The 19,430-nt window shown below is 39.5% G+C and carries 16 protein-coding genes; 14 read left to right on the forward strand and 2 right to left on the reverse strand.

Going from position 1 to position 19,430, the window contains the following annotated elements:
• Positions 1-16 precede the first annotated feature (16 nt).
• Positions 17-997, reverse strand: a complete 981-nt coding sequence (locus KI363_RS03045) for an NAD(P)H-quinone oxidoreductase (protein WP_158322046.1) — start codon at positions 995-997, stop codon at positions 17-19.
• A gap of 178 nt (positions 998-1,175) precedes the next feature.
• On the opposite strand from KI363_RS03045, the gene KI363_RS03050 reads away from it, so the two are divergent.
• The 11 genes from KI363_RS03050 (at position 1,176) to KI363_RS03100 (ending at position 12,630) form a co-directional block, all read left to right on the forward strand.
• A complete protein-coding gene (locus KI363_RS03050; protein ID WP_212965465.1) occupies positions 1,176-2,393 on the forward strand; it encodes a CynX/NimT family MFS transporter in 1,218 nt (405 codons plus the stop codon).
• A 46-nt stretch (positions 2,394-2,439) separates the two neighbouring features.
• Positions 2,440-2,622 (forward strand): SE1832 family protein, encoded by a 183-nt coding sequence (locus KI363_RS03055; protein ID WP_212965466.1) that lies wholly within the window; start codon positions 2,440-2,442, stop codon positions 2,620-2,622.
• Positions 2,623-3,014: 392 nt separating this feature from the next.
• Complete coding sequence (locus KI363_RS03060) at positions 3,015-3,920, forward strand: BadF/BadG/BcrA/BcrD ATPase family protein (protein ID WP_212965467.1); 906 nt, start codon at positions 3,015-3,017, stop codon at positions 3,918-3,920.
• Positions 3,921-3,932: 12 nt separating this feature from the next.
• Positions 3,933-5,075, forward strand: coding sequence for an anhydro-N-acetylmuramic acid kinase AnmK (gene anmK / locus KI363_RS03065; protein WP_212965468.1), 1,143 nt, complete (start codon positions 3,933-3,935; stop codon positions 5,073-5,075).
• Between the two features lie 212 nt (positions 5,076-5,287).
• Positions 5,288-6,205, forward strand: coding sequence for an N-acetylmuramic acid 6-phosphate etherase (murQ, locus tag KI363_RS03070; protein WP_212965469.1), 918 nt, complete (start codon positions 5,288-5,290; stop codon positions 6,203-6,205).
• Complete coding sequence (locus KI363_RS03075; protein ID WP_246516727.1) at positions 6,183-7,292, forward strand: serine hydrolase domain-containing protein; 1,110 nt, start codon at positions 6,183-6,185, stop codon at positions 7,290-7,292. Before murQ ends, KI363_RS03075 begins: the two co-directional genes overlap by 23 nt.
• A 43-nt stretch (positions 7,293-7,335) precedes the next feature.
• Positions 7,336-8,709: an ABC transporter substrate-binding protein gene (locus KI363_RS03080; RefSeq protein ID WP_158320617.1), complete on the forward strand. Its 1,374-nt coding sequence runs from the start codon at positions 7,336-7,338 to the stop codon at positions 8,707-8,709.
• A gap of 258 nt (positions 8,710-8,967) precedes the next feature.
• Entirely contained in the window at positions 8,968-9,891 is a 924-nt protein-coding gene (locus KI363_RS03085; protein WP_212965470.1) for a carbohydrate ABC transporter permease, read from the forward strand.
• Between the two features lie 11 nt (positions 9,892-9,902).
• A complete protein-coding gene (locus KI363_RS03090) occupies positions 9,903-10,799 on the forward strand; it encodes a carbohydrate ABC transporter permease (RefSeq protein WP_158320619.1) in 897 nt (298 codons plus the stop codon).
• Positions 10,800-10,812: 13 nt separating this feature from the next.
• Positions 10,813-11,913 carry an ABC transporter ATP-binding protein gene (locus KI363_RS03095; protein ID WP_158320620.1) on the forward strand — a complete coding sequence of 367 codons (1,101 nt, stop codon included), beginning with the start codon at positions 10,813-10,815 and terminating at the stop codon, positions 11,911-11,913.
• Positions 11,914-11,937: 24 nt separating this feature from the next.
• A complete protein-coding gene (locus tag KI363_RS03100) occupies positions 11,938-12,630 on the forward strand; it encodes a hypothetical protein (RefSeq protein WP_158320621.1) in 693 nt (230 codons plus the stop codon).
• A gap of 95 nt (positions 12,631-12,725) precedes the next feature.
• Here the strand turns inward: KI363_RS03100 and KI363_RS03105 are convergent, their stop codons facing one another.
• Positions 12,726-15,116, reverse strand: coding sequence for a glycosyl hydrolase family 18 protein (locus KI363_RS03105; protein ID WP_212965471.1), 2,391 nt, complete (start codon positions 15,114-15,116; stop codon positions 12,726-12,728).
• A 676-nt stretch (positions 15,117-15,792) separates the two neighbouring features.
• On the opposite strand from KI363_RS03105, the gene KI363_RS03110 reads away from it, so the two are divergent.
• From KI363_RS03110 to KI363_RS03120, 3 genes are all read left to right on the forward strand, one after another.
• Positions 15,793-16,722, forward strand: coding sequence for an ABC transporter permease (locus tag KI363_RS03110; protein ID WP_158320778.1), 930 nt, complete (start codon positions 15,793-15,795; stop codon positions 16,720-16,722).
• A 12-nt stretch (positions 16,723-16,734) separates the two neighbouring features.
• Positions 16,735-17,631, forward strand: a complete 897-nt coding sequence (locus KI363_RS03115) for a carbohydrate ABC transporter permease (protein ID WP_373306708.1) — start codon at positions 16,735-16,737, stop codon at positions 17,629-17,631.
• Between the two features lie 77 nt (positions 17,632-17,708).
• Positions 17,709-19,295 (forward strand): extracellular solute-binding protein, encoded by a 1,587-nt coding sequence (locus KI363_RS03120; protein ID WP_212965472.1) that lies wholly within the window; start codon positions 17,709-17,711, stop codon positions 19,293-19,295.
• Positions 19,296-19,430: the final 135 nt, after the last annotated feature.

A 19,430-nucleotide genomic window follows, 5' to 3' on the forward strand; every position in this document is an offset into this window, starting at 1 on the left:
GAATATAAGCTTCTGATTAAGGATTTACTCGTAACACAATCTTTCCTGCATTTCGATTTTGTTCCATATGGGCATGGGCCTGATTGGCGTCTTTCCAATCCCAAGTAGAATCTAGGATCGGTTGCATGTCTCCAGAGGCAAATTTATCTAATGCGAAGCTGGAAAAGTCTTGTGTTAATTGGCTTTTCTTTTCCGGCGTCTGTGTTCGTAAAGCTGTCCCAATGATTTGAATTCTTTTTGATAAGAGCTTCCCAAGGTCAACCTCTTTAACCTTTGCGCCTCCCATTGTTCCAATAATTATGAGTTTACCATCGAATTGTAAAGAGCGAATATTTTCTTCCCAATAGCTTGCCCCGATGAAATCAAGAATGAGATGAACACCTTGGCCATCTGTAGCGTCCTCTACTTTTTGCGAAAATGGTCCCGCTTTATAATCAATCGCATAATCAGCTCCTAAAGAAAGACATAGCTCTCTTTTTTCGGGTGTTCCCGCTGTTACAATAATTTTGGCTCCTATTTCTTTAGCTAGTTGAATAGCAGCTGTTCCTACCCCGCTTGCCCCAGCATGAATCAGAATCGTTTGCCCAGGTTGCAAGTCTCCTAGCCAAAACATATTTAAATAAGCAGTGAGGAAAACTTCAGGGATGGCGGCCGCTTGTTCGAAGGAAAGTTGTTCGGGAATACGCATACCCATATCGGCGGGGATGGAAACATATTCGGCATAGCCTCCCCCAGGAAGTAGAGCACAAACACGATCCCCTTTTTTCCAACCAGTAACTTTAGCCCCAAGCTCCTCGACAATGCCGCTCATTTCAAGGCCTAAAATCGGGGAAGCCCCTAATGGTGGTGGATACAAACCCCGTTTTTGTAATAAATCAGCTCGGTTTAAAGCAGTGGCCTTTACTTTGACAAGCATTTCATTGGGGCCAATTGTCGGTTTTTCAAAATCCCCAATATATAATGATTGATCTTTCTCTTCAACTAAAATTGCTCTCACATGATCACCTCTATCAACATTTTTATCTTAATTATTCAAAAATAAGCCTTATCTATGTTATCGTATAAGAATAAATCTTTTCTTACAAATGTTTGATCTTTGTTAAAATTGTTCTATTAAAATGGGTTGCAAGTGGAGTCAGCTTGCATTTTTCTATAAAGAAAGAGGTTTTGTTGGGATGAATCATAAGGATTTGGGTCGAGAATCTTCTATGCAAAGTTTACTTTTAATTCTCGGTATTATTTTTATCGCCTTTAATTTGCGGCCAGCGATTACATCGGTCGGTCCCTTGATTGGCACGATACGAGCGGATTTCGACATATCCAATGGGGTAGCTGGAATGATTACGACTTTACCGTTGCTTGCATTTGCTTTATTTTCGATCATTGCGCCCATTATCGGAAAAAGGTGGGGGAATGAAGCGACTATTTTTGTAAGCTTGTTGGTATTGTTAATAGGGGCCCTCATTCGCTCGTCTGGAAATTTAAATCTTCTTTTTCTTGGTACGGCGTTGATTGGAATTGGCATTGCGATCTGCAATGTTTTATTGCCTGCGATCGTCAAACAACGTTACCCTTATAAAGTGGGAATTATGACGAGTATTTATTCCACCTCAATGGGACTATGTGCAGCGACCGCTTCGGGCTTAAGCATTCCTTTAGCCAAAGGTCTTGGGCTCGGGTGGCATAAAGCATTGCTTGTGTGGGGGATGATGGCCCTGATTGCAGCGATAATCTGGTTCCCACAAGTGCTGAAATTTGCGGGAAAACATGGGTTGCAGCCGGCAGGTTTATCGATCACAAGCATGTTTCGTTCTCCGATCGCTTGGCAAGTGACCCTTTTTCTTGGACTCCAATCAATCCTATTTTATGGTCCTATCACTTGGCTTCCGGAGATATTAGTCAATAAAGGCTTTAGCATTGCTGCATCAGGTTGGATGCTAAGCTTTATGCAATTTTGCAGCTTACCGGCTAACTTTGTGACCCCTGTGTTGGCAGGCAAAATGAAAAATCAGCGTCCGATTGTCATGGTTGTCGGGATTTTTTATATTGTTAGTCTTATTGGCTTGTTAATCGGCGGTAGTACTATATTTCTCTCTGCTTGTGTGTTGCTCTTGGGAATTGCCCAAGGTGCATGTATCAGTTTGGCTCTCACGTTATTTAGTTTGCGTGCAGCTGATTCTACACAGGCTGCTCAATTATCAGGGATGGCTCAGTCGGTCGGCTACTTATTGGCCGCCATTAGTCCAATATTGATCGGTATACTATTTGATTATACCCAATCATGGACCTTACCATTATCATTCCTCCTTCTTGTTGCGGTAGGAACCATCTTGTCAGGACTAGGAGCAGGTCGGGATGTGTATGTTGGAGAAACTACTCGTGCATCCAATTAAATAGAAAAATTGTGATAAAATGAGTCTAAGAGGAGAAGGTGATCATATGCATAAAAAAGAAATCATCTATAAAATTGAGGATTTAAAGGCGGATTATGTCCGATTACAGCATGATTTAGAGAAACTTGAGTATGTGAAGGGGAACTTGCATCCTTTGGAAAAACAACTTGCTGAAATAGAATTGGAGTTGCGCAAGTGGAATAAAAAATTGGATGAAGTGGGCGAATGAAGAAAGCAATAAAATGGGTCAAACCATTTTATTGCTTTTTTTATTGCTTAGCGTACTATAAAATTCTAGCTTGTGGATAAATTCTAAAAGTGGGTATTGACGTCTGGCTCCAGCGCCCAGCGACTAGCAAACTTTCGGTGCCCTCCTACGATAAGTCAACATCCATTCGCTTTTCAAGCTCATGGTGTTTCCTTTATCTCGTCAGGCCCCTAAAAAAGTTTGTACGTCGCTAAACGGGCGCTTGCGCTTTTGGTTCGGCCAACATTTTAAAAGAATCATATTAAAAGAGCTTGAAATAAAAAGTTGGTCATATTAAAATAGATTTGAAATATAATTTTATATACGTATTCATAGATTTGAAATGTAAAATTGCTTGCTGAAGGAGATTGCTTATGACCTACATTATCGGAATAGATGCAGGTGGGACGAAAACAAACGCGATTATTATGGATCAGCAAAAAAATATTCTTTTTTCAGTGGAAACAGGATTTGGAAATATGCAAGTAGATTTTCAGAAAGCTTCTAACCATTTATGGAAAGCGATTACAGAGTGTCTTAATAGTACATATGGAGAAAGGTGTAAAGTCATTGTTGCAGGGATTGCGGGGATTGAGGCGAAAAATCATCGATCGAAACTTGAGCGCTATTTGCAGGAGAGAACCACCCTTCCAATTATTCTAGTGAATGATGCGATCTTAGCTTATCATGCGATATTGGGTGATGAGAATGGGATTCTAACGATTGCAGGAACGGGCTCGATCTCTTACGGCCGTAAAGGAGAAAAGGAAGGATATACGGGGGGATGGGGGCATCTTCTTGGTGACGAAGGAAGCTCATACCATGTTGTGATGCAAGCCTTTCGACAAATAACTGAAGAAGCGGATCACAATAGCCCACATTCTCCCTTATCACAAGCTTTACTACGTGAAATTGGTGCGAAGAGAGCGGAAGAGATCAAGGAATTTATTTACCAGGCAAATAAAGGTGAAATCGCCGCATTATCAATCTCGATTTTTAATGAGGCCGAAAAAGGGAATCACGAGGCAAGGAAATACTTTTACCAGGCAGGAGAAGAATTGGCGAAACAAACAGCGCTCTTATGTCAAAAATTGCAATTGGATCTTCCTCTAAAGGTTGCGAGTAAAGGCTCGCTTCTAGAAAAGAATATGTATGTTCAATCTGAATTTGAAAGAGTTCTATCTTCATTGGTCGGCGAGATCGAGTGGATCAGAGATCAAACAAACATCTCTGCAACGGGTGCATTTCCCCTAGCATCTCATTATATAACAGAGGGGTAGGAGGTGGATTTTATGTCTAAATTAGCGGTTGGACTCATGTCGGGCACATCGATTGATGGGATTGATGCAGCGCTTGTGCGAATCAATGGGGCGGGACTTGAGACAGAAGTTGAATTACTCCATTTTATTACGATGACTTTTTCCAAGAAAGACAAGGAGACTATTTTTCAATGCATGGATCCCGATCGTTCAAATGTCTCCCTCGTTTGTCAGTTAAATTTTCGACTAGGCTATTTATTGGCAAAAGCTGTGAAGGAAGTATGCAAACAAGCTCATCTTCCATTGGAAAAACTAGATTTTATCGCTTCACATGGACAGACCGTTTACCATTTGCCCCATGGAGGGGACATATATGAGCGATCGACCTTGCAAATTGGCGAGCCGGCAGTGATCGCTTATGAGACTGGGGTGTCCGTGATCGCCAATTTTCGCTCTATGGATATGGCAGCAGGTGGAGAAGGAGCCCCACTTGTTCCTTATACCGATTATCTTCTATACCGAAGTGATGAAAAGGGAGTCGCCTTGCAAAATATTGGTGGAATTGGCAATGTAACAGCCATTCCAAAAAGGGGAAAATTGGATGATCTATTAGCCTTTGACACAGGTCCCGGAAATATGGTGATTGACGAGGTTTGTCAAATTATAAAGGGTCAACCTTTTGACGATGGGGGGAAGTGGGCCGCTTTAGGCCAAGTACAACATTCATTGGTAGACACTTGGATGGAGATGGATTTCTTCACTAAACAACCGCCTAAGTCAACAGGGCGGGAACGATTTGGTCGCTCATTTGCCGAAAAAATTATCCAAGATCATCAGCAGTTAGAAGCGAATGATGTAATCGCAACGGTAACTTATTTCACAGCAAAATCAATTGCAGATGCCTATGAGAGATTTATTTTTCCTAAGTTCCCAATTGATGAAATGATTGTAGGGGGTGGAGGAAGTTTAAATAAGACTTTACTGCAATTTCTGCAGAGGCTTTTACCAGGAGTGGTGATTCGTACACAGGAGGATCTTGGATTTTCCTCAGAGGCGAAAGAGGCGATTGCTTTTGCCATTCTTGGCAATGAAACGATTCATCATCATCCTGCAAATGTACCTAAAGCGACAGGTGCCTCGAAACCTGTTGTCCTAGGTTCCATCACTTGGGGATAAGTTTGAATAAGTAAAATAGGTTTTCTTTGAAACGATCATACAATATACACTGAATTATATTGAATTTTAATTTCACTCATGGTATTGTAAAGTTAGCTCTTACTGCAAAAGATTGGACGGAACTAGTCGAAATAAGATTACAAAACTTGGAATGAATAAAGAGTTAAGGGAGCCATTAAACAACCCCGAGACATTAGGAGAGGCGTGTTGAAATGGAAATAAAACTTTCGGAATTAATAACAGAGCAGGTAAATGAAAACTCAAAGGATATTGATCAAATGTCTACCCTGCAAATGATTCAACTTATGAATGAGGAAGATGAAAAGGTCATTGAAGCGATCCAATCTGTCGTGCCTTCGATTGCGGAAGCAACAGATCAAATCCATCATGCTTTACAACAAGGTGGACGCCTGTTCTATATTGGAGCAGGTACGAGTGGAAGGTTAGGAGTCTTAGACGCAGCAGAGTGCCCACCGACCTTTTACACTCCTACAGAAATGGTGCAAGGGATTATTGCGGGGGGCAACCAGGCGATGTTTGTCGCGGTAGAGGGGGCAGAGGATGATCCTGAAGGCGGAGCGCAAGATTTAAAAGAAAGGAAGCTAACCACGAAGGATATCGTAGTTGGAATTGCAGCAAGTGGCAGAACGCCCTATGTGATTGGGGCACTTGAATATGCTCGATCGATTGGTGTAAAAACGATTGGACTTACTTCTAATCATGATACACCGATTGGAAAACTGGCAGACTACTCCATTGAAGTGGTAGTCGGACCAGAGGTGTTGACGGGATCTACAAGATTAAAGGCAGCCACGGCTCATAAGATGGTGCTGAATATGTTCACGACGGTTTCGATGATTAAAATGGGGAAAGCCTATGAGAATCTTATGATTGATGTCCAACCAACGAATAGTAAGTTAGTAGATAGAGCGCGAACCATGCTGATGACCATTACTGGGAAGACATTTGAAGAAGCGAAAAAGGCATTGGAAGAAACAAATTTAAAGGTGAAGCCAGCCATCGTCATGTTAGAGGCTGAAGTCTCATATGAAGAGGCTGTTGCCTATATAGATCAAGCAAAAGGCTTTGTAAGGAAGGCGATTGAACTTGCACAACAATCAAATGCTTAATACGCTAGATGAACAATTAAGAGAAAAGGTTTTAACCTTCTTAGAAAGAGAAATCGCTGAAGCCAATATCCCTGGGGCCGCCATATCGATTTCTAGAAATAGCCAAACGATTGTGAAGGAGAGTATCGGCTCACGGACTTTGCATCCAGCACCACAACCAGTTAAAGAAGCAACAATTTATGATCTTGCTTCTTTAACAAAGGTAGTCGCAACACTTCCGGCAATATTAAAGCTATTAGGTGAAGGGGCATTTCATTTAAAGGACCGGGTTTCTTATTTCCTTCCACGCTTTGGGGAAAACGAGAAGGAAGAGGTCAGGATCCAGCATTTATTAACACATACTTCTGGTTTGGCTGCTCATCGAAGGTTTTATCTAGAAAAAATATCAAAGGAGCAAATTATCGAAAGAATATGTAATGAGACCTTAGTAGAAGAACCTGGGAAAAGGGTTATTTATAGTGATCTAGGCTTCATATTATTAGCTAAAATCATTGAAGAGATCAGCCAACAATCTTTTGCTAGTTTTGTAGATGAACATATTTTTAAGCCACTAGATATGAAGGAAACGGGCTTTAATTTGCCCTTTCCTAAGGACCGGTTTGCTGCAACGACATATTCTGATGAACTCCGTGATTTTAAATATGGAATGGTTCATGATGACAATGCGGAAGCGATGGGTGGAGTGAGCGGGCATGCTGGGCTCTTCTCTACGCTTAATGATTTAATGAAATTTGCTTCCATGATCGAAAATGAAGGGGTTTACAACCGTAAAAGGATCTTATCGAATTCAGTTCTAGAGTTAGCTAGAAAGAACTTTACCCCATATGACCAAGAGGGAAGAGGATTAGGTTGGCAATTACAAAGTGAAGGAACATTAGCGAGTGGGGATCTCTTATCTCCTTATGCATATGGGCATACAGGATACACTGGAACGAGCATTTGGTTCGATCCACAGTTAAATATAACGGTTATTTTATTAACAAATCGGGTGCATGCAAAAAATCAGAATGGCATTCTTCGATTAAGACCTAGACTGCACAACTTCATTCATTCTTACCTGTCATCAAAGGGGGTGAGGGAGCAGTAGTGAATCAGAATGGAATACGAAACGAAATGCAAGGGGGAGGAAAATGAAAAAGTTCTCAATTTTAATTGTAGCATTACTGTTAATCGTGTCAGGCTGTAGTGGGAAAGAGGCAGACGGATCTGGCGGTGGAGGCAAGAAAAAAGGAAAAAAAGATGTCATTACTGTTTGGACTTATCCCCATTATCGTGAAAATGAGGAGACAGGACAACAAAGCTATGAAGATGATTTAATCGAACTGATTAAAGAAGTAGAAGAAGAAAATCCAGATATTAAAGTAGAGCATGAAATACTGTCTTGGGAAGAGGGGCCGAAGAAATTTGATGTCGCCTTAAACTCTGGTAATCCTCCGGATATCTTTTTCTCTGTGATGGAGACAAAATTTATTGACACAGGATTAGCTGTCCCTCTTGATGATTATATGACGGATGAAGATTTGGAAGATATGGAGCAATTCGCCATCGATAATTTTTCGACAGATGATAAGCTTTGGGCCATTTCCCAGTGGATTTCTATTCATACTTGGGGTGGAAATCGCAAATTAATGGAAGAAGCTGGAGCGGATGTCGATAAAATTATGAAAGATGGTTGGACGTGGCAAGAATTTTACGAAATTGCTGAAAAGATTTCAAAAATGAAAAACAAAGATGGTAAAAAAATCTATGGTTTTGCTACTGCTGGTGATACAGAAACCTATGAACATCTGATGAGAAATAATGGAGTTTTACGTACTGTTGATGAAGATGGAAAATTCCATTGGGATGGCGATAAAGCAATCGAAACAATGAATTTTATGAAAAAGATGATGGATGAAGGCGTCATGCCAAAGGAAACAGCAGGTTTTGATGCCCAAAAGGTTATTGATATGTTTGGCGATATTGAGGTAGGCATTTATGGGCGTACAGGTCCTTATCAAGTTCGCTTTAATGACAACCGTAATGAAGAAATCGATGCAGGAAAAATAGATGGAGAAAAAATTGATTTTGTCTTACTGCCATTCCCGCATAATGAAGGAGAGAAGGAAGTCGCAACTGGTGGCGGTGGTGGAATGTGGTTATTCAAGCAGAAAAAATACAAAGGTGATGAGCATACTGAAAACGCAGCCAAAGTATTAAAACATTTAACAGGAACGAAATCGAGCATTGCGGCAGCAACGATGTTTATCCCACCTGCTAGAAAATCAGGTCAGGAAATGTATGCAGACTTGCTCCAACTTGAAACAGAGAATGGTCAATTTATCCAAAGAACATTGGATTATGTGGTCCCAGGAGCCAAGCTAGATCCAGATCTAGCACAAAAATACGCACAACTTAAAAATGATGGCATTACACCGAAATTCCAAGGATTTATATCAGGTGAATTAACACCAGAAGAAGCGGTGGAACAGTGGACGAAAGTAGCCGATCAACTTCTTGAATAGAAGCTGTTAGCACAATATAGAATTATCTACCGTTTGGAGGTAGATAATTCTATATTTCAGGAAATAGGAGTCAGAACAACTTTGCCGGAAAAAACGGAGGCCCACAGGATGTGGGTCAGAACAGCGTCGCGAAGTACAAGGACTTACTAGTGCAGACGAGGCGAAAGGACGTCGCGCACTTAGCTGTTCATCCTTTATCAATAAATTTGTACTCGCTTAACAGGCGCTTGCGCTTTTGCTTAGAAAGGAGATGAAGTAATGGCCACTTCCGTGATGAAGTCTAGGCCTAATGGGTCATGGGGAAGTTTTAAACAATTTATAAAAGATTATGGTTGGTGTTATGCCTTTATCGCCTTACCTGTACTGCTATTTCTTATTTTTACAGTATACCCCCTTATCACAGCGTTTGTGATGAGTTTCCAAGAATACGGGATTATGGAATCGAAATTTATTGGACTGGATAACTACAAGTATCTTTTGAAAAATGAAATTTTCTGGAAGGCCATGAAAAACACGACCATTTATACATTAGGAACAGTCCCTGTTAATATTATTATCACGTTTTTTCTTTCTTTAATGATTTTTCCGCTCAACCAAAAATCGCAAACTTTTTTTAAGGCATCCTTCTATTTACCAGCTGTTACATCAGGAATTACCATGTCCTTGATCTGGTTGTGGATGTTTGATCCAACCCAATCAGGACTTGTCAATATTGTGTTGGGGTGTTTTGGATTTGATCATCAATTATGGTTAGCAAGTTCCAAGTCGGCTTTATTTTCTCTTATGTTAATGACTTATATTGGGGGACATGGAAGTGGAGTCATTTTATATTTAGCGGCCATGGGAGGGATTCCAAGGTCACTATATGAAGCGGCGGATATTGATGCGGCAAGCTGGTGGTCGAAGCTAAAGAATATCACCTGGCCTTTATTAAAGCCTACAACCCTTTATATGCTCATCACAGGTGTGATCGGTTCTTTCCAAGTTTTTGAAGCAACCTATGTAATGACACAAGGGGGACCGAACTTTGCGACAACGACCATTGCTTTTCTTATTTATCAGCATGCTTTTGAATATTATCAGTTTGGCCTTGCTGCAGCAGAAGCTTTTATTTTAGGCTTTATCATTATTGTGATATCTGTATTGCAGTTTAAATACATGGCCAGCGATGTTGAATACTAGGGGGGATAAAGATGGAGTTGAAACCCGCAACAGAATCCCAATATCAAGTAAGACTGGACGAAAAAAAGGATTTACAAAGAAAGATTTGGAAGCGTATCGGCCTCACCATTATCTATCTATTACTTGTTCTGTGGGCCGTGTTTACATTTGTTCCATTGCTATGGATGATTTCTTCTTCATTTAAAGATTCATCGGCTATTACATCGGTACCACCGGAACTTATTCCTAAAAATCCTACCTTGGATGCATATAAGAGAATTTTTCAGGTTGGTGGTCTAGGACGTTGGTTTTTAAATAGTACAATTATTGCTACGGTCAGTACAGTGATTAATGTGTTTTTTGCTTCTCTAGCAGGATACGCATTTTCGAAGTTGCGCTTCCCAGGTAGAAATGCGATTTTTTGGGTCTTATTATCATCGATGATGATTCCTGGGCAAGTCACGCTGATTCCGTTATATATTCTCGTTGTCGATAGTTTTCAAATGGAGAACACTTATTTTGGTATTATCGTACCTGGAATGGTGGCAGTCGGCAGTATTTTTCTAATGAGACAATTTATGGGCTCCCTACCAAGCTCTTTGATTGATGCAGGAAGAATTGACGCCTGTAGTGAATTCGGGATTTTTTGGAAAATCATTTTGCCGATTTCTAAACCAGGCCTTGCGGTTTTAGGTATCTTTACTTTTGTAGCTCATTGGAATAACTTTTTTTGGCCATTTTTAGTTACAAACACAAATAGTATGAGAACGCTTCAAGTGGGATTGACGAGTTTTCGGTTCGAAAATTTGCAGGATTATGGAGCGATGATGGCGGGTGCCGTATGCAGTGCTGTCCCCATGATCATTGTTTTCCTAGCATTACAAAAATATTTCTTACAGGGAATTACCATTGGAGCTGTGAAAGGATAGGAGGGTTAAAACAATGGCTGAAGTGAAATTTGAAAATATCGTAAAGGAATTTGAAGATGCGAATAAAGGAAAAGTATTGGCGGTCAATGATGCCAACTTTGTTGTACATGATAAGGAATTTTTAGTGTTTGTCGGTCCGTCCGGCTGTGGAAAGACAACCTCCCTTCGTATGGTTGCCGGCTTAGAGCGGCAAACAAGCGGCGATATATATATCGGCGAGCGTTTGGTGAATAAAGTCCATCCGAAGGATCGAGATATTGCCATGGTATTCCAAGATTATGCTCTTTATCCGCATATGACGATCAGAGAAAATCTAGCATTCGGTTTGAAAAATTTAAAAACTCCGAAGGCGGAAATAGAAAAGAAAATTACAGAAGCTGCCTCAATCCTTAGCATTGAGAATCTACTAGATCGGAAACCACGAGAGTTAAGTGGTGGACAAAAACAAAGAATCGCAGTGGGGCGTGCCATTGTTCGAAATCCAAGTGTTTTCCTGTTTGATGAGCCCCTTAGTAATCTGGATGCGAAGCTACGGGTGCAAATGAGAGTAGAACTATCGGAACTGCATAAACGATTAGGGGCGACGATTATTTATGTGACGCACGATCAGGTAGAAGCTATGACACTGGGACAACGGATTGTGGTCATGAATGCCGGGGAAATTCAACAAATTGCCACACCTGAAGAGTTATATGAAAATCCCAACAATATGTTTGTAGCTGGATTTATCGGCTCACCGCCTATGAATTTTGTCAAGGCGCGTTTGCAGGGCAATCAACTCCATACAGCGACACATACATTTACCGTACCTAATGAGAAATTAGTAGGTTACAAGAAATACGATGGAAAAGAAGTGATCTTAGGGATTCGTCCGGAAGATATTCTAGCGACACAACTTATGGCGACCGTTCCAACTGAGAATGTAGTGAAAGCGAATTTAAAAGTGGTCGAGCATTTAGGAGCAGAATTGCTTATCTATTTTGATATTGGAGATGAACAATTAACTGGCCGAGTAAGTGCAGATGCGAAATATAAACCACTTACCCAAACCGATTTATATTTTAACTTAAAGAAAATGCAGTTGTTTGATCCGGAAACACAGCAAAGGATTTAAGCAATTCTAGGAAGGGTGATCTTTATGCTATCGATTAGCAAGCTACTAAAAAAGACAGGGCATCAGATTTTTATCAATATTTTAACGGTCATGGGCGTTAGTATAGGTTGGTCTTTATTTCTCGTCCCCGTGCTTTTTATCCTTCCCTATCATTTGGCTATTGTCTTTTTTGCGCTTACTTTTGTACCGGTTACGGTAGCCGTTTATGCCGTCATTCATCATCTATTAACGAAAAACAAGGCGTCGCTTGCCTTGTTTGTCCGTTTTTTCTTTCGTTATTATAAGCGAGCCTTACTATTAGGCGGCTTTTTCTTACTTGCCGTCCTCATTCCCATATCTGAATGGTGGTATTACCTAAAAATCAATGATAGTTATTTTATTTTTATCTTTGCAACCTTTCAAACTTATTTCTGTTTAACCTTTTTAGCGACGCAAGTGTATGCCATTCCATTTCTTGTGATCGAGGATTTGGGTACCTTTGCTGCCATGAATCAATCAATCAAGCATTTTATGCAGTATAAAGGATATACGATTGGTTTATTTATTCAAATCCTTTCTGTGACAGCATTATTATCATTAACGGTGATTGGCTTCTTTCTACTATATATTGGGATGTTAGCTGTCTTTGTTTTGAATGCAACGAATAATCTCCAATTAAACGATCAAAAGATGAACGATCAAGTCGAGAAGAATACCGTATTGGTCAACGAACAATAAAACAATTAGGTGAAGACGTGAGGGGGGAGCGTCTTTAGCCTAAGATCATTTTCCAATCAGTGGGGGATTAAAGAACCCCCACTTGAAGTTTTACCTTATTGCCACTTCATTATAATAGATTCAGTTTCGGCTTTGAGTCTATTATAGGCTCTTTCAGAAATCGATTTGTTTTCCTTCTGATGATCAAGTAACAGTTTAAAGCTTTCCAAGTGTTTGACTACCTTTTGAGGATCTTCCTTCTTTTCAAAAACTTCCACTGCAGTTAAATGGACCTTTAAATGGTGGGGAGGCTCCTCCTTTGCGAATTCTCCATCTCTCTCGAATTGCTCAACAAGTTTCAACAAATCAGCTACGGTTTTGTCCGATATGGGATCTTTTAATACATTGTAGGCGGTTGCTAACAGGTTGTTTCCATGATCCTGACTTAGCTCCCAGATCATGGCCCCACCTAATCCACGGTCTTTAATATATTCGGACTTTACCCCGATTGACTGTTCATCTTCATGGCTAATGAATATTAATTCATCTTTGTTGAATAAATAAGGTACTTGTGTGCCATCATCCCAATAACGTTCATAACCATTGTTTAATAGATCATCTTTTACTATTTTGTTATACGTGATAGAACCACTTCCATTGACAGGTTGGCGTAGTCCATTATTTTCTGCTGATGTCACATTGTATGTATAACCGTAAAACGGCATACCCATCACAAGTTTGTCAGCAGGAACTCCAGAATCCAGATATGCCTGAATGGCTTTGTCAACACTATACGTTTTTCCTTCATCGTCAAATAGTGGCGCTGTAAAATCAGCATTTGTCTCCCATGTCCCATGAATATCATACGTCATAATTTGCACATAATCTAAATATTTGTGTGATACTCCAAGTTGCGTATTGTCAGCAAAGGCTGCAGTGGCGCCACCTGCGATTGTTAGAGAGTAGTGTTTGTCATCCTTTTCACCTTGCTCGTCCAATTTTTCACGCAGCTCTTCTAATAATAGTGGAAAGTTGTCGCGGTCTGCCGGATTTGGCGAAGTCCCAGGACCCCCACCTGTAACCGGATATTCCCAATCAAGGTCAATTCCGTCAAAACCATTTTCGATCATGAAGTCAACAGCACTTTCTGCAAAAATAGTTCTCGATTCCTCGTTCGCTGCTGCTTCAGAGAAATTTCCTGAACCACCCCAACCACCAACTGAAATCATTGTTTTTAGATGTGGATATTCTTTCTTTAACAAAGCAAGATCTTTAAAGTTTTTTTCATCTTGAATCGGATTTTCCACTTTCAGCTTAAGGTCGGTCCCGATCACTGCAAATGCATAATTGAGATGGGTTAATCGACTTGCATCTAAATCTCTTAATATATTAAAAGACCCAGAGGTAGACCAGCCAGCCAAATAGCCAACAATCCGGTTTGCAGGTGGGCTATCTGCTGGTTCCCAACTTGGATCCGTATCAAAATCGGAGACATTGTCTACAAGAAAAACACTAGTAACTGTCTTCTCCTGGCCGGCAGAATCCGTGGCAATTGCTTTAATTATAGCGTTTCCTTCAGGATAGGATGTCGTATCCCAAGGGACAGAAAATGTATCTCCTTCTTTATTTGCTTTTGGAAATTTTTGATAAGCTGATTCCGGATCATTCAACATTTTTCCAAGAAACTCTACGCTTTGCACGTTTTCATTAGCTGTTACACTTAACTGTATCAATCCAGAATAGCCGTCACTTCCCGGTGTTTCTCCTTTTGGACCGGATGCCTCCACTGTACCAATAACAGGTAAAGGATCAACATTTTCGTTATCTGACGGAATGATAATGGTGACAGAGCTTTCATCGAGTGAGATGTTATCATAAATATCCTTTATTTTGATTTGAAAGGTATATTTTTCACCTGCTGATAATCCATCAACGGTATAAGAGGTCTCTGTTGTTTCAGCTACATGTTTCCCATCCTGATAGATCATGTATTTATAAACAGGGACTGTAGTGGATGCTACCCATGACAAGGTTGCACTAGAAGTTGTTCTAGATGGAACAGTTAATTCATTTGGAGAGGCTGGTGCGTTCGGCTCACTATAATTATCGACAATAATTTCCCTTGTAATGGATTCTACTTCCTCTGAGGAGTAATTTATGACCATTTTTAAATGATATTTTCCATCGGGAACCCAGGGATTTCCTGTCGGCCAACTCCACGAGAAATTAGAGTATTGCGTAATATAGGGATAATAATTATCCTCCGGTTCATTTTTTGCCTTTGCATAAAATGTGACACTTTTAACAGGTCCTTTGTTAGGATCTGGAACAGCTGTAATCATTGGAGAACCCTTTACGGTATTGCCATCTTCCGTTATTGTCGTTACATCAATATAGGATGCCGAGCTCTCATCCGTCTTCATTGCGAGTGATTCCTTAGTAAATGATCCTATAATACTGCCTAGAATAACTACAAATAAGGTAAAGATCGAAAAGCTACTTTTCATTCTACTTCCTCTCCTTGTAATCTAGTCTTATTATTCATTCCCGCTTTTAACATGACGGAAGAATGAACGCACCATTTTTCTATATAAATTAGTTCTCACCTGCCTTTTGAATTTTAATTTCTATTAAAGTATAATACAAATAAAATATTAATTCACTACTGAATTGAAAATTCAGTCAAGTGGTTACTTTTTTACTATGAATAAGAAGCTCAAACTTTTGAATGGTGGTTTGTATTCCAATTATTGGTGTATCAACAGACTTAAGCATGAAAACAATATACGGCAATGTTATGAAAAAACATAAAAATATATAAAAAACCAAAATTATATTTCATTTCTTATCTGATTATGTTATTCTTTAATTAGATATTTAATAGACAAGTCTTAGTTGATAGCTTTTTTTTGTGTAAGCGTATAACTGTAGTCTTTTGGCCTGTAATAAAGAAGGAGATGATTTTTACAAAAAAGTATTTTGTTGACAAACAGGGTATTGGTAAATTCGGAGTCGGAAATGGGCTCAGTTGTTATTTAGGATATGAAATTAGTTTATTCAGACGAGGAGGATCGTCGTGAAAATCAATAAAATATTTATAGGATTGGTCGCTAATCCAATATAAAAGAGAAAGGAGTTGTCAACAAACAGATGAATCAACAGCACCGTTTGAATGGGAATGAAATGACTGCGGTAGGCCCAATTCCAAAGAAAAATGGGCTGAAGCGAAGGAAAATAAAGAGAAATTGGCAATTGTACGTTTTATTAGCCCCAGCTTTACTGTATTTCCTAGTCTTTAAGTATTATCCCATGTATGGATTGCAAATTGCTTTTAAAAAATTCGTCGCATCAAAAGGGATATTAGGTAGTGAATGGGTTGGATTAGAACATTTTACGAGATTTTTCAATTCCCATTACTTTTGGGATCTTATAAAGAACACATTAGGGATCAGTTTATATCAATTATTGCTATTTCCAATTTCGATCATTGTCGCCTTATCTTTAAATGAACTTAGGGAAGGCAAATTTAAAAAAATAGCGCAAACGATTACGTATGCACCCCATTTTATATCAGTCGTCGTTTTTGTGGGTATGATTATTGCCTTTCTCAACCCAGTCACCGGGATTGTGAACAACATTATCCAATTTTTAGGGTTTGAACCGATTAGTTTCATGACAGAACCATCATGGTTTAAAACCATCTTTGTCTTTTCTAATGAATGGCAAAATCTTGGGTGGGGAGCAATCATTTATTTGGCAGCGCTCGCAGGTGTAGATACAGAACTGCATGAAGCAGCAAAAGTAGATGGTGCATCCAGACTTCAGCGGATAAGGCATATTAATATTCCATGGATCCTACCGACAATTATCATTCTATTAATCTTAAATATGGGTAACTTTATGTCTGTTGGTTTTGAAAAAATTCTATTAATGCAAAATCCACTGAATCTGGAATCTTCCCAGGTGATTCAAACCTATGTGTATGAAGCAGGTTTGTTAAATGGACAGTATAGTTATTCCACAGCAGTTGGTTTATTTAATTCAGTTATTAATTTTATTATTCTCATAACCTTTAATAGGCTGGCTAGAAAAACGGGGACAAGCCTATGGTAAAGGAGCATCGATATGGAAATTAAACAAACAAAGTCAGATCGAATCTTTGATATTTGCAATAAGGTCCTAGTTTGGTTTTTTATAATTATTATTCTGTATCCACTAATTTATATTATTAGCGCATCCATTAGTGATCCTTCTTTTGTAAACTCTGGACAAATGTGGTTATGGCCAAAAGGGATCACCTTTGAGGGTTTTCGGCGTGTATTTCAAAATACCGACATTTGGATCGGGTATCGCAATACCATTTTTTATACATTGTTAGGCACCTTTATTAATTTAGCTGTTACATTACCGGCAGCTTATGCACTCTCTAGGCAAGAATTGATTGGAAAAAAAGTCATCATGGCATTATTTGTGTTCACGATGTTTTTTGAAGGCGGATTAATTCCTACTTACTTGCTTGTCAGAGATTTAGGTATGGTCAACACGATTTGGTCATTGGTGATTCCGAGTGCTGCTGCGATGTGGAATATTATTGTCACCATGACTTTCTTTAAAGTGACGATCCCAAAAGGATTGGAAGAAGCCGCTGAAATGGATGGAGCTTCACAATTCAGAACATTTTTCCAAATTGTATTACCACTGTCTGCGCCTATTGTTGCAGTGATGGCATTATTTTATGGAGTTGGTCATTGGAATCAATATTTTGGGGCGATGATTTACCTTTCAGATGAAAAGTTATTCCCATTACAATTATTTTTAAGGAAAATTTTGATTCAACAACAAATGACGGCAGATATGATGATGCAAAGTGGGAGTGCAGAGGCCTTAAGTGAACATGCAAGGATTGCTGATATTATAAAATATGCTGTCATGATTGTATCAGCTGCCCCTTTATTAATCGTGTATCCTTTCCTACAACGTTTTTTCTTGAAAGGTGTTCTAATAGGTTCTATAAAGGGGTAGCGTCTGAAGTTTGTTAAAGGGTGAACATTGCTCCAAGAGTGGAGTATGTCAATAAAATATTATGGGGGAAAATTAAAATGAAGAAAAGGAAAAAAGCGTTATTTTACTTGACGGTACTTTTAACCAGTATGGCCTTAGTAGCGGGGTGTGCTAAAAATGAAACTAAAACGGGTGCGGATAAAGATGCAGATGGAAATTTTAATGAAACAGGTTATCCGATTGTAAAGGAACCTATTACATTAACGATGATGGGGCAAAGTTCACCTGTGCAACCTGACTGGAAAGATATGGGCTTTTTCAAAGAAATGAAGGAGAAGACAAATATTGATTTTGAATTTAAAACCGCTCCCTCGGATGATTATAAACAAAAGAAACAGCTGGCCTTTGCTAGCATGGAACTACCAGATGTATTTTACGGTGCGGAGTTGACTTCAGCAGAAGAAGTAAGTTATGGAACCCAAGAAATGTTAATTCCATTGGAAGATTTGATTGATAAATATGCACCAAACTTTAAAAAAGTAATGGAGGAGCACCCGGAAATTAAACCATCCATTACGGCACCTGATGGGCATATTTATGCGCTACCTGGCTTGGACACAACAACACAATCGAAAACTCCAATTATGTGGATGAATAAACCGTGGATGGACAAGATTGGCGCAAAAACTCCAGAAACAGTCGACGATTTATACCAACTATTAAAGGATTTTAAAGAAAAAGACCCTGGGAATGTGGGGGAAGTCATTCCATTAACGGCCAATTCTCCAGCGGATCTGCGGGTTGGACTTCTTCCGAACTTTGGCGTCATCCAGTCAGATGGAATTTTTCAAAAAGATGGTAAGGTCGATTATGCGTTCATGCAAGAGGGATTTAAAGAATATGTCACTTTTATGAATAATCTGTATAACGAAAAATTATTAGATAATGATATGTTTTCTCATACTTGGGAGCAATTTGTCGCAAAAGGTCCTAAGGTGGGAATCTACTCGACATGGCCGATTGTGATGCTTGGATTTGAAGATTCATCAGAAGCGTTAAAGTATCCACCATTACCACCTTTGACAAGTTCGGTCAATGATAAAAAACTTACGATTGAAATGCCAGAAGTTCGCAGGGGTAGAGCAGCCATTACAAGTGAAAATAAATATCCAGAGGCAACAATGCGCTGGTTGGATTATGCCTACTCAGAGGAAGGCTCGATTCTAGCGAGACTTGGAATTGAGGGTGAATCTTATGAATGGAATGAGGATAAAACGAAATGGAAACTACTTTCGAAAGACGGTTTAAGTACAACGGAGACAAACTCTCAATATGCTCCGGGAGTTGGAACGAATGTCCCGATGGTACTGAGTCAGGAGATTTTTGGTAAGGAAGACAATCCAACGATTCACGAGATTAATAAAAATCTAGCAAATGAACTTTTGCCTCACGCCGAAATGCCGTATCCGCTTGTGTATTTTACGGAAGACGAGCAGGACAGGATCAATACATTAAAACCGGATATTGATACGTACTTTGAACAGATGGAGGCAAAATTTATCACTGGAGCAGAATCAATTGAAACTGGGTGGGATAAATATATAGAAACACTCGAGGGACTAGGAATTGATGAATATATAGAAATTCACCAGGATGCTTACGATCGTTGGGCAAAAGAAAAATAAAAAAATTCTATGGACAGTTTGGGCTTATCAAGCATCAAGCTGTCTCTATATAGTGAAGAAAGATAGTCGAAGGAAAAATTGCTTCCCTAGCTAGTCATTTCCCAAGTCCAATCATCCCAAACACAAAGATTAGTA

The sequence above is a fragment of the Lederbergia ruris genome (genome assembly GCF_018332955.1).
GTDB classification, from domain to species: Bacteria; Bacillota; Bacilli; order Bacillales; family Bacillaceae_C; genus Lederbergia; species Lederbergia ruris.

What these genes read in the sequence shown, in the direction of transcription:
- KI363_RS03085 (WP_212965470.1), top strand. Translation starts at nt 8,968, where the DNA reads ATGGCCACTTCCGTGATGAAGTCTAGGCCTAATGGGTCATGGGGAAGT.
- KI363_RS03100 (WP_158320621.1), top strand. Translation starts at nt 11,938, where the DNA reads ATGCTATCGATTAGCAAGCTACTAAAAAAGACAGGGCATCAGATTTTT.
- KI363_RS03080 (WP_158320617.1), top strand. Translation starts at nt 7,336, where the DNA reads ATGAAAAAGTTCTCAATTTTAATTGTAGCATTACTGTTAATCGTGTCA.
- KI363_RS03120 (WP_212965472.1), top strand. Translation starts at nt 17,709, where the DNA reads ATGAAGAAAAGGAAAAAAGCGTTATTTTACTTGACGGTACTTTTAACC.
- KI363_RS03090 (WP_158320619.1), top strand. Translation starts at nt 9,903, where the DNA reads ATGGAGTTGAAACCCGCAACAGAATCCCAATATCAAGTAAGACTGGAC.
- KI363_RS03105 (WP_212965471.1), bottom strand. Translation starts at nt 15,116, where the DNA reads ATGAAAAGTAGCTTTTCGATCTTTACCTTATTTGTAGTTATTCTAGGC.
- murQ (WP_212965469.1), top strand. Translation starts at nt 5,288, where the DNA reads ATGGAAATAAAACTTTCGGAATTAATAACAGAGCAGGTAAATGAAAAC.
- KI363_RS03055 (WP_212965466.1), top strand. Translation starts at nt 2,440, where the DNA reads ATGCATAAAAAAGAAATCATCTATAAAATTGAGGATTTAAAGGCGGAT.
- KI363_RS03110 (WP_158320778.1), top strand. Translation starts at nt 15,793, where the DNA reads ATGACTGCGGTAGGCCCAATTCCAAAGAAAAATGGGCTGAAGCGAAGG.
- anmK (WP_212965468.1), top strand. Translation starts at nt 3,933, where the DNA reads ATGTCTAAATTAGCGGTTGGACTCATGTCGGGCACATCGATTGATGGG.
- KI363_RS03115 (WP_373306708.1), top strand. Translation starts at nt 16,735, where the DNA reads ATGGAAATTAAACAAACAAAGTCAGATCGAATCTTTGATATTTGCAAT.
- KI363_RS03050 (WP_212965465.1), top strand. Translation starts at nt 1,176, where the DNA reads ATGAATCATAAGGATTTGGGTCGAGAATCTTCTATGCAAAGTTTACTT.
- KI363_RS03095 (WP_158320620.1), top strand. Translation starts at nt 10,813, where the DNA reads ATGGCTGAAGTGAAATTTGAAAATATCGTAAAGGAATTTGAAGATGCG.
- KI363_RS03060 (WP_212965467.1), top strand. Translation starts at nt 3,015, where the DNA reads ATGACCTACATTATCGGAATAGATGCAGGTGGGACGAAAACAAACGCG.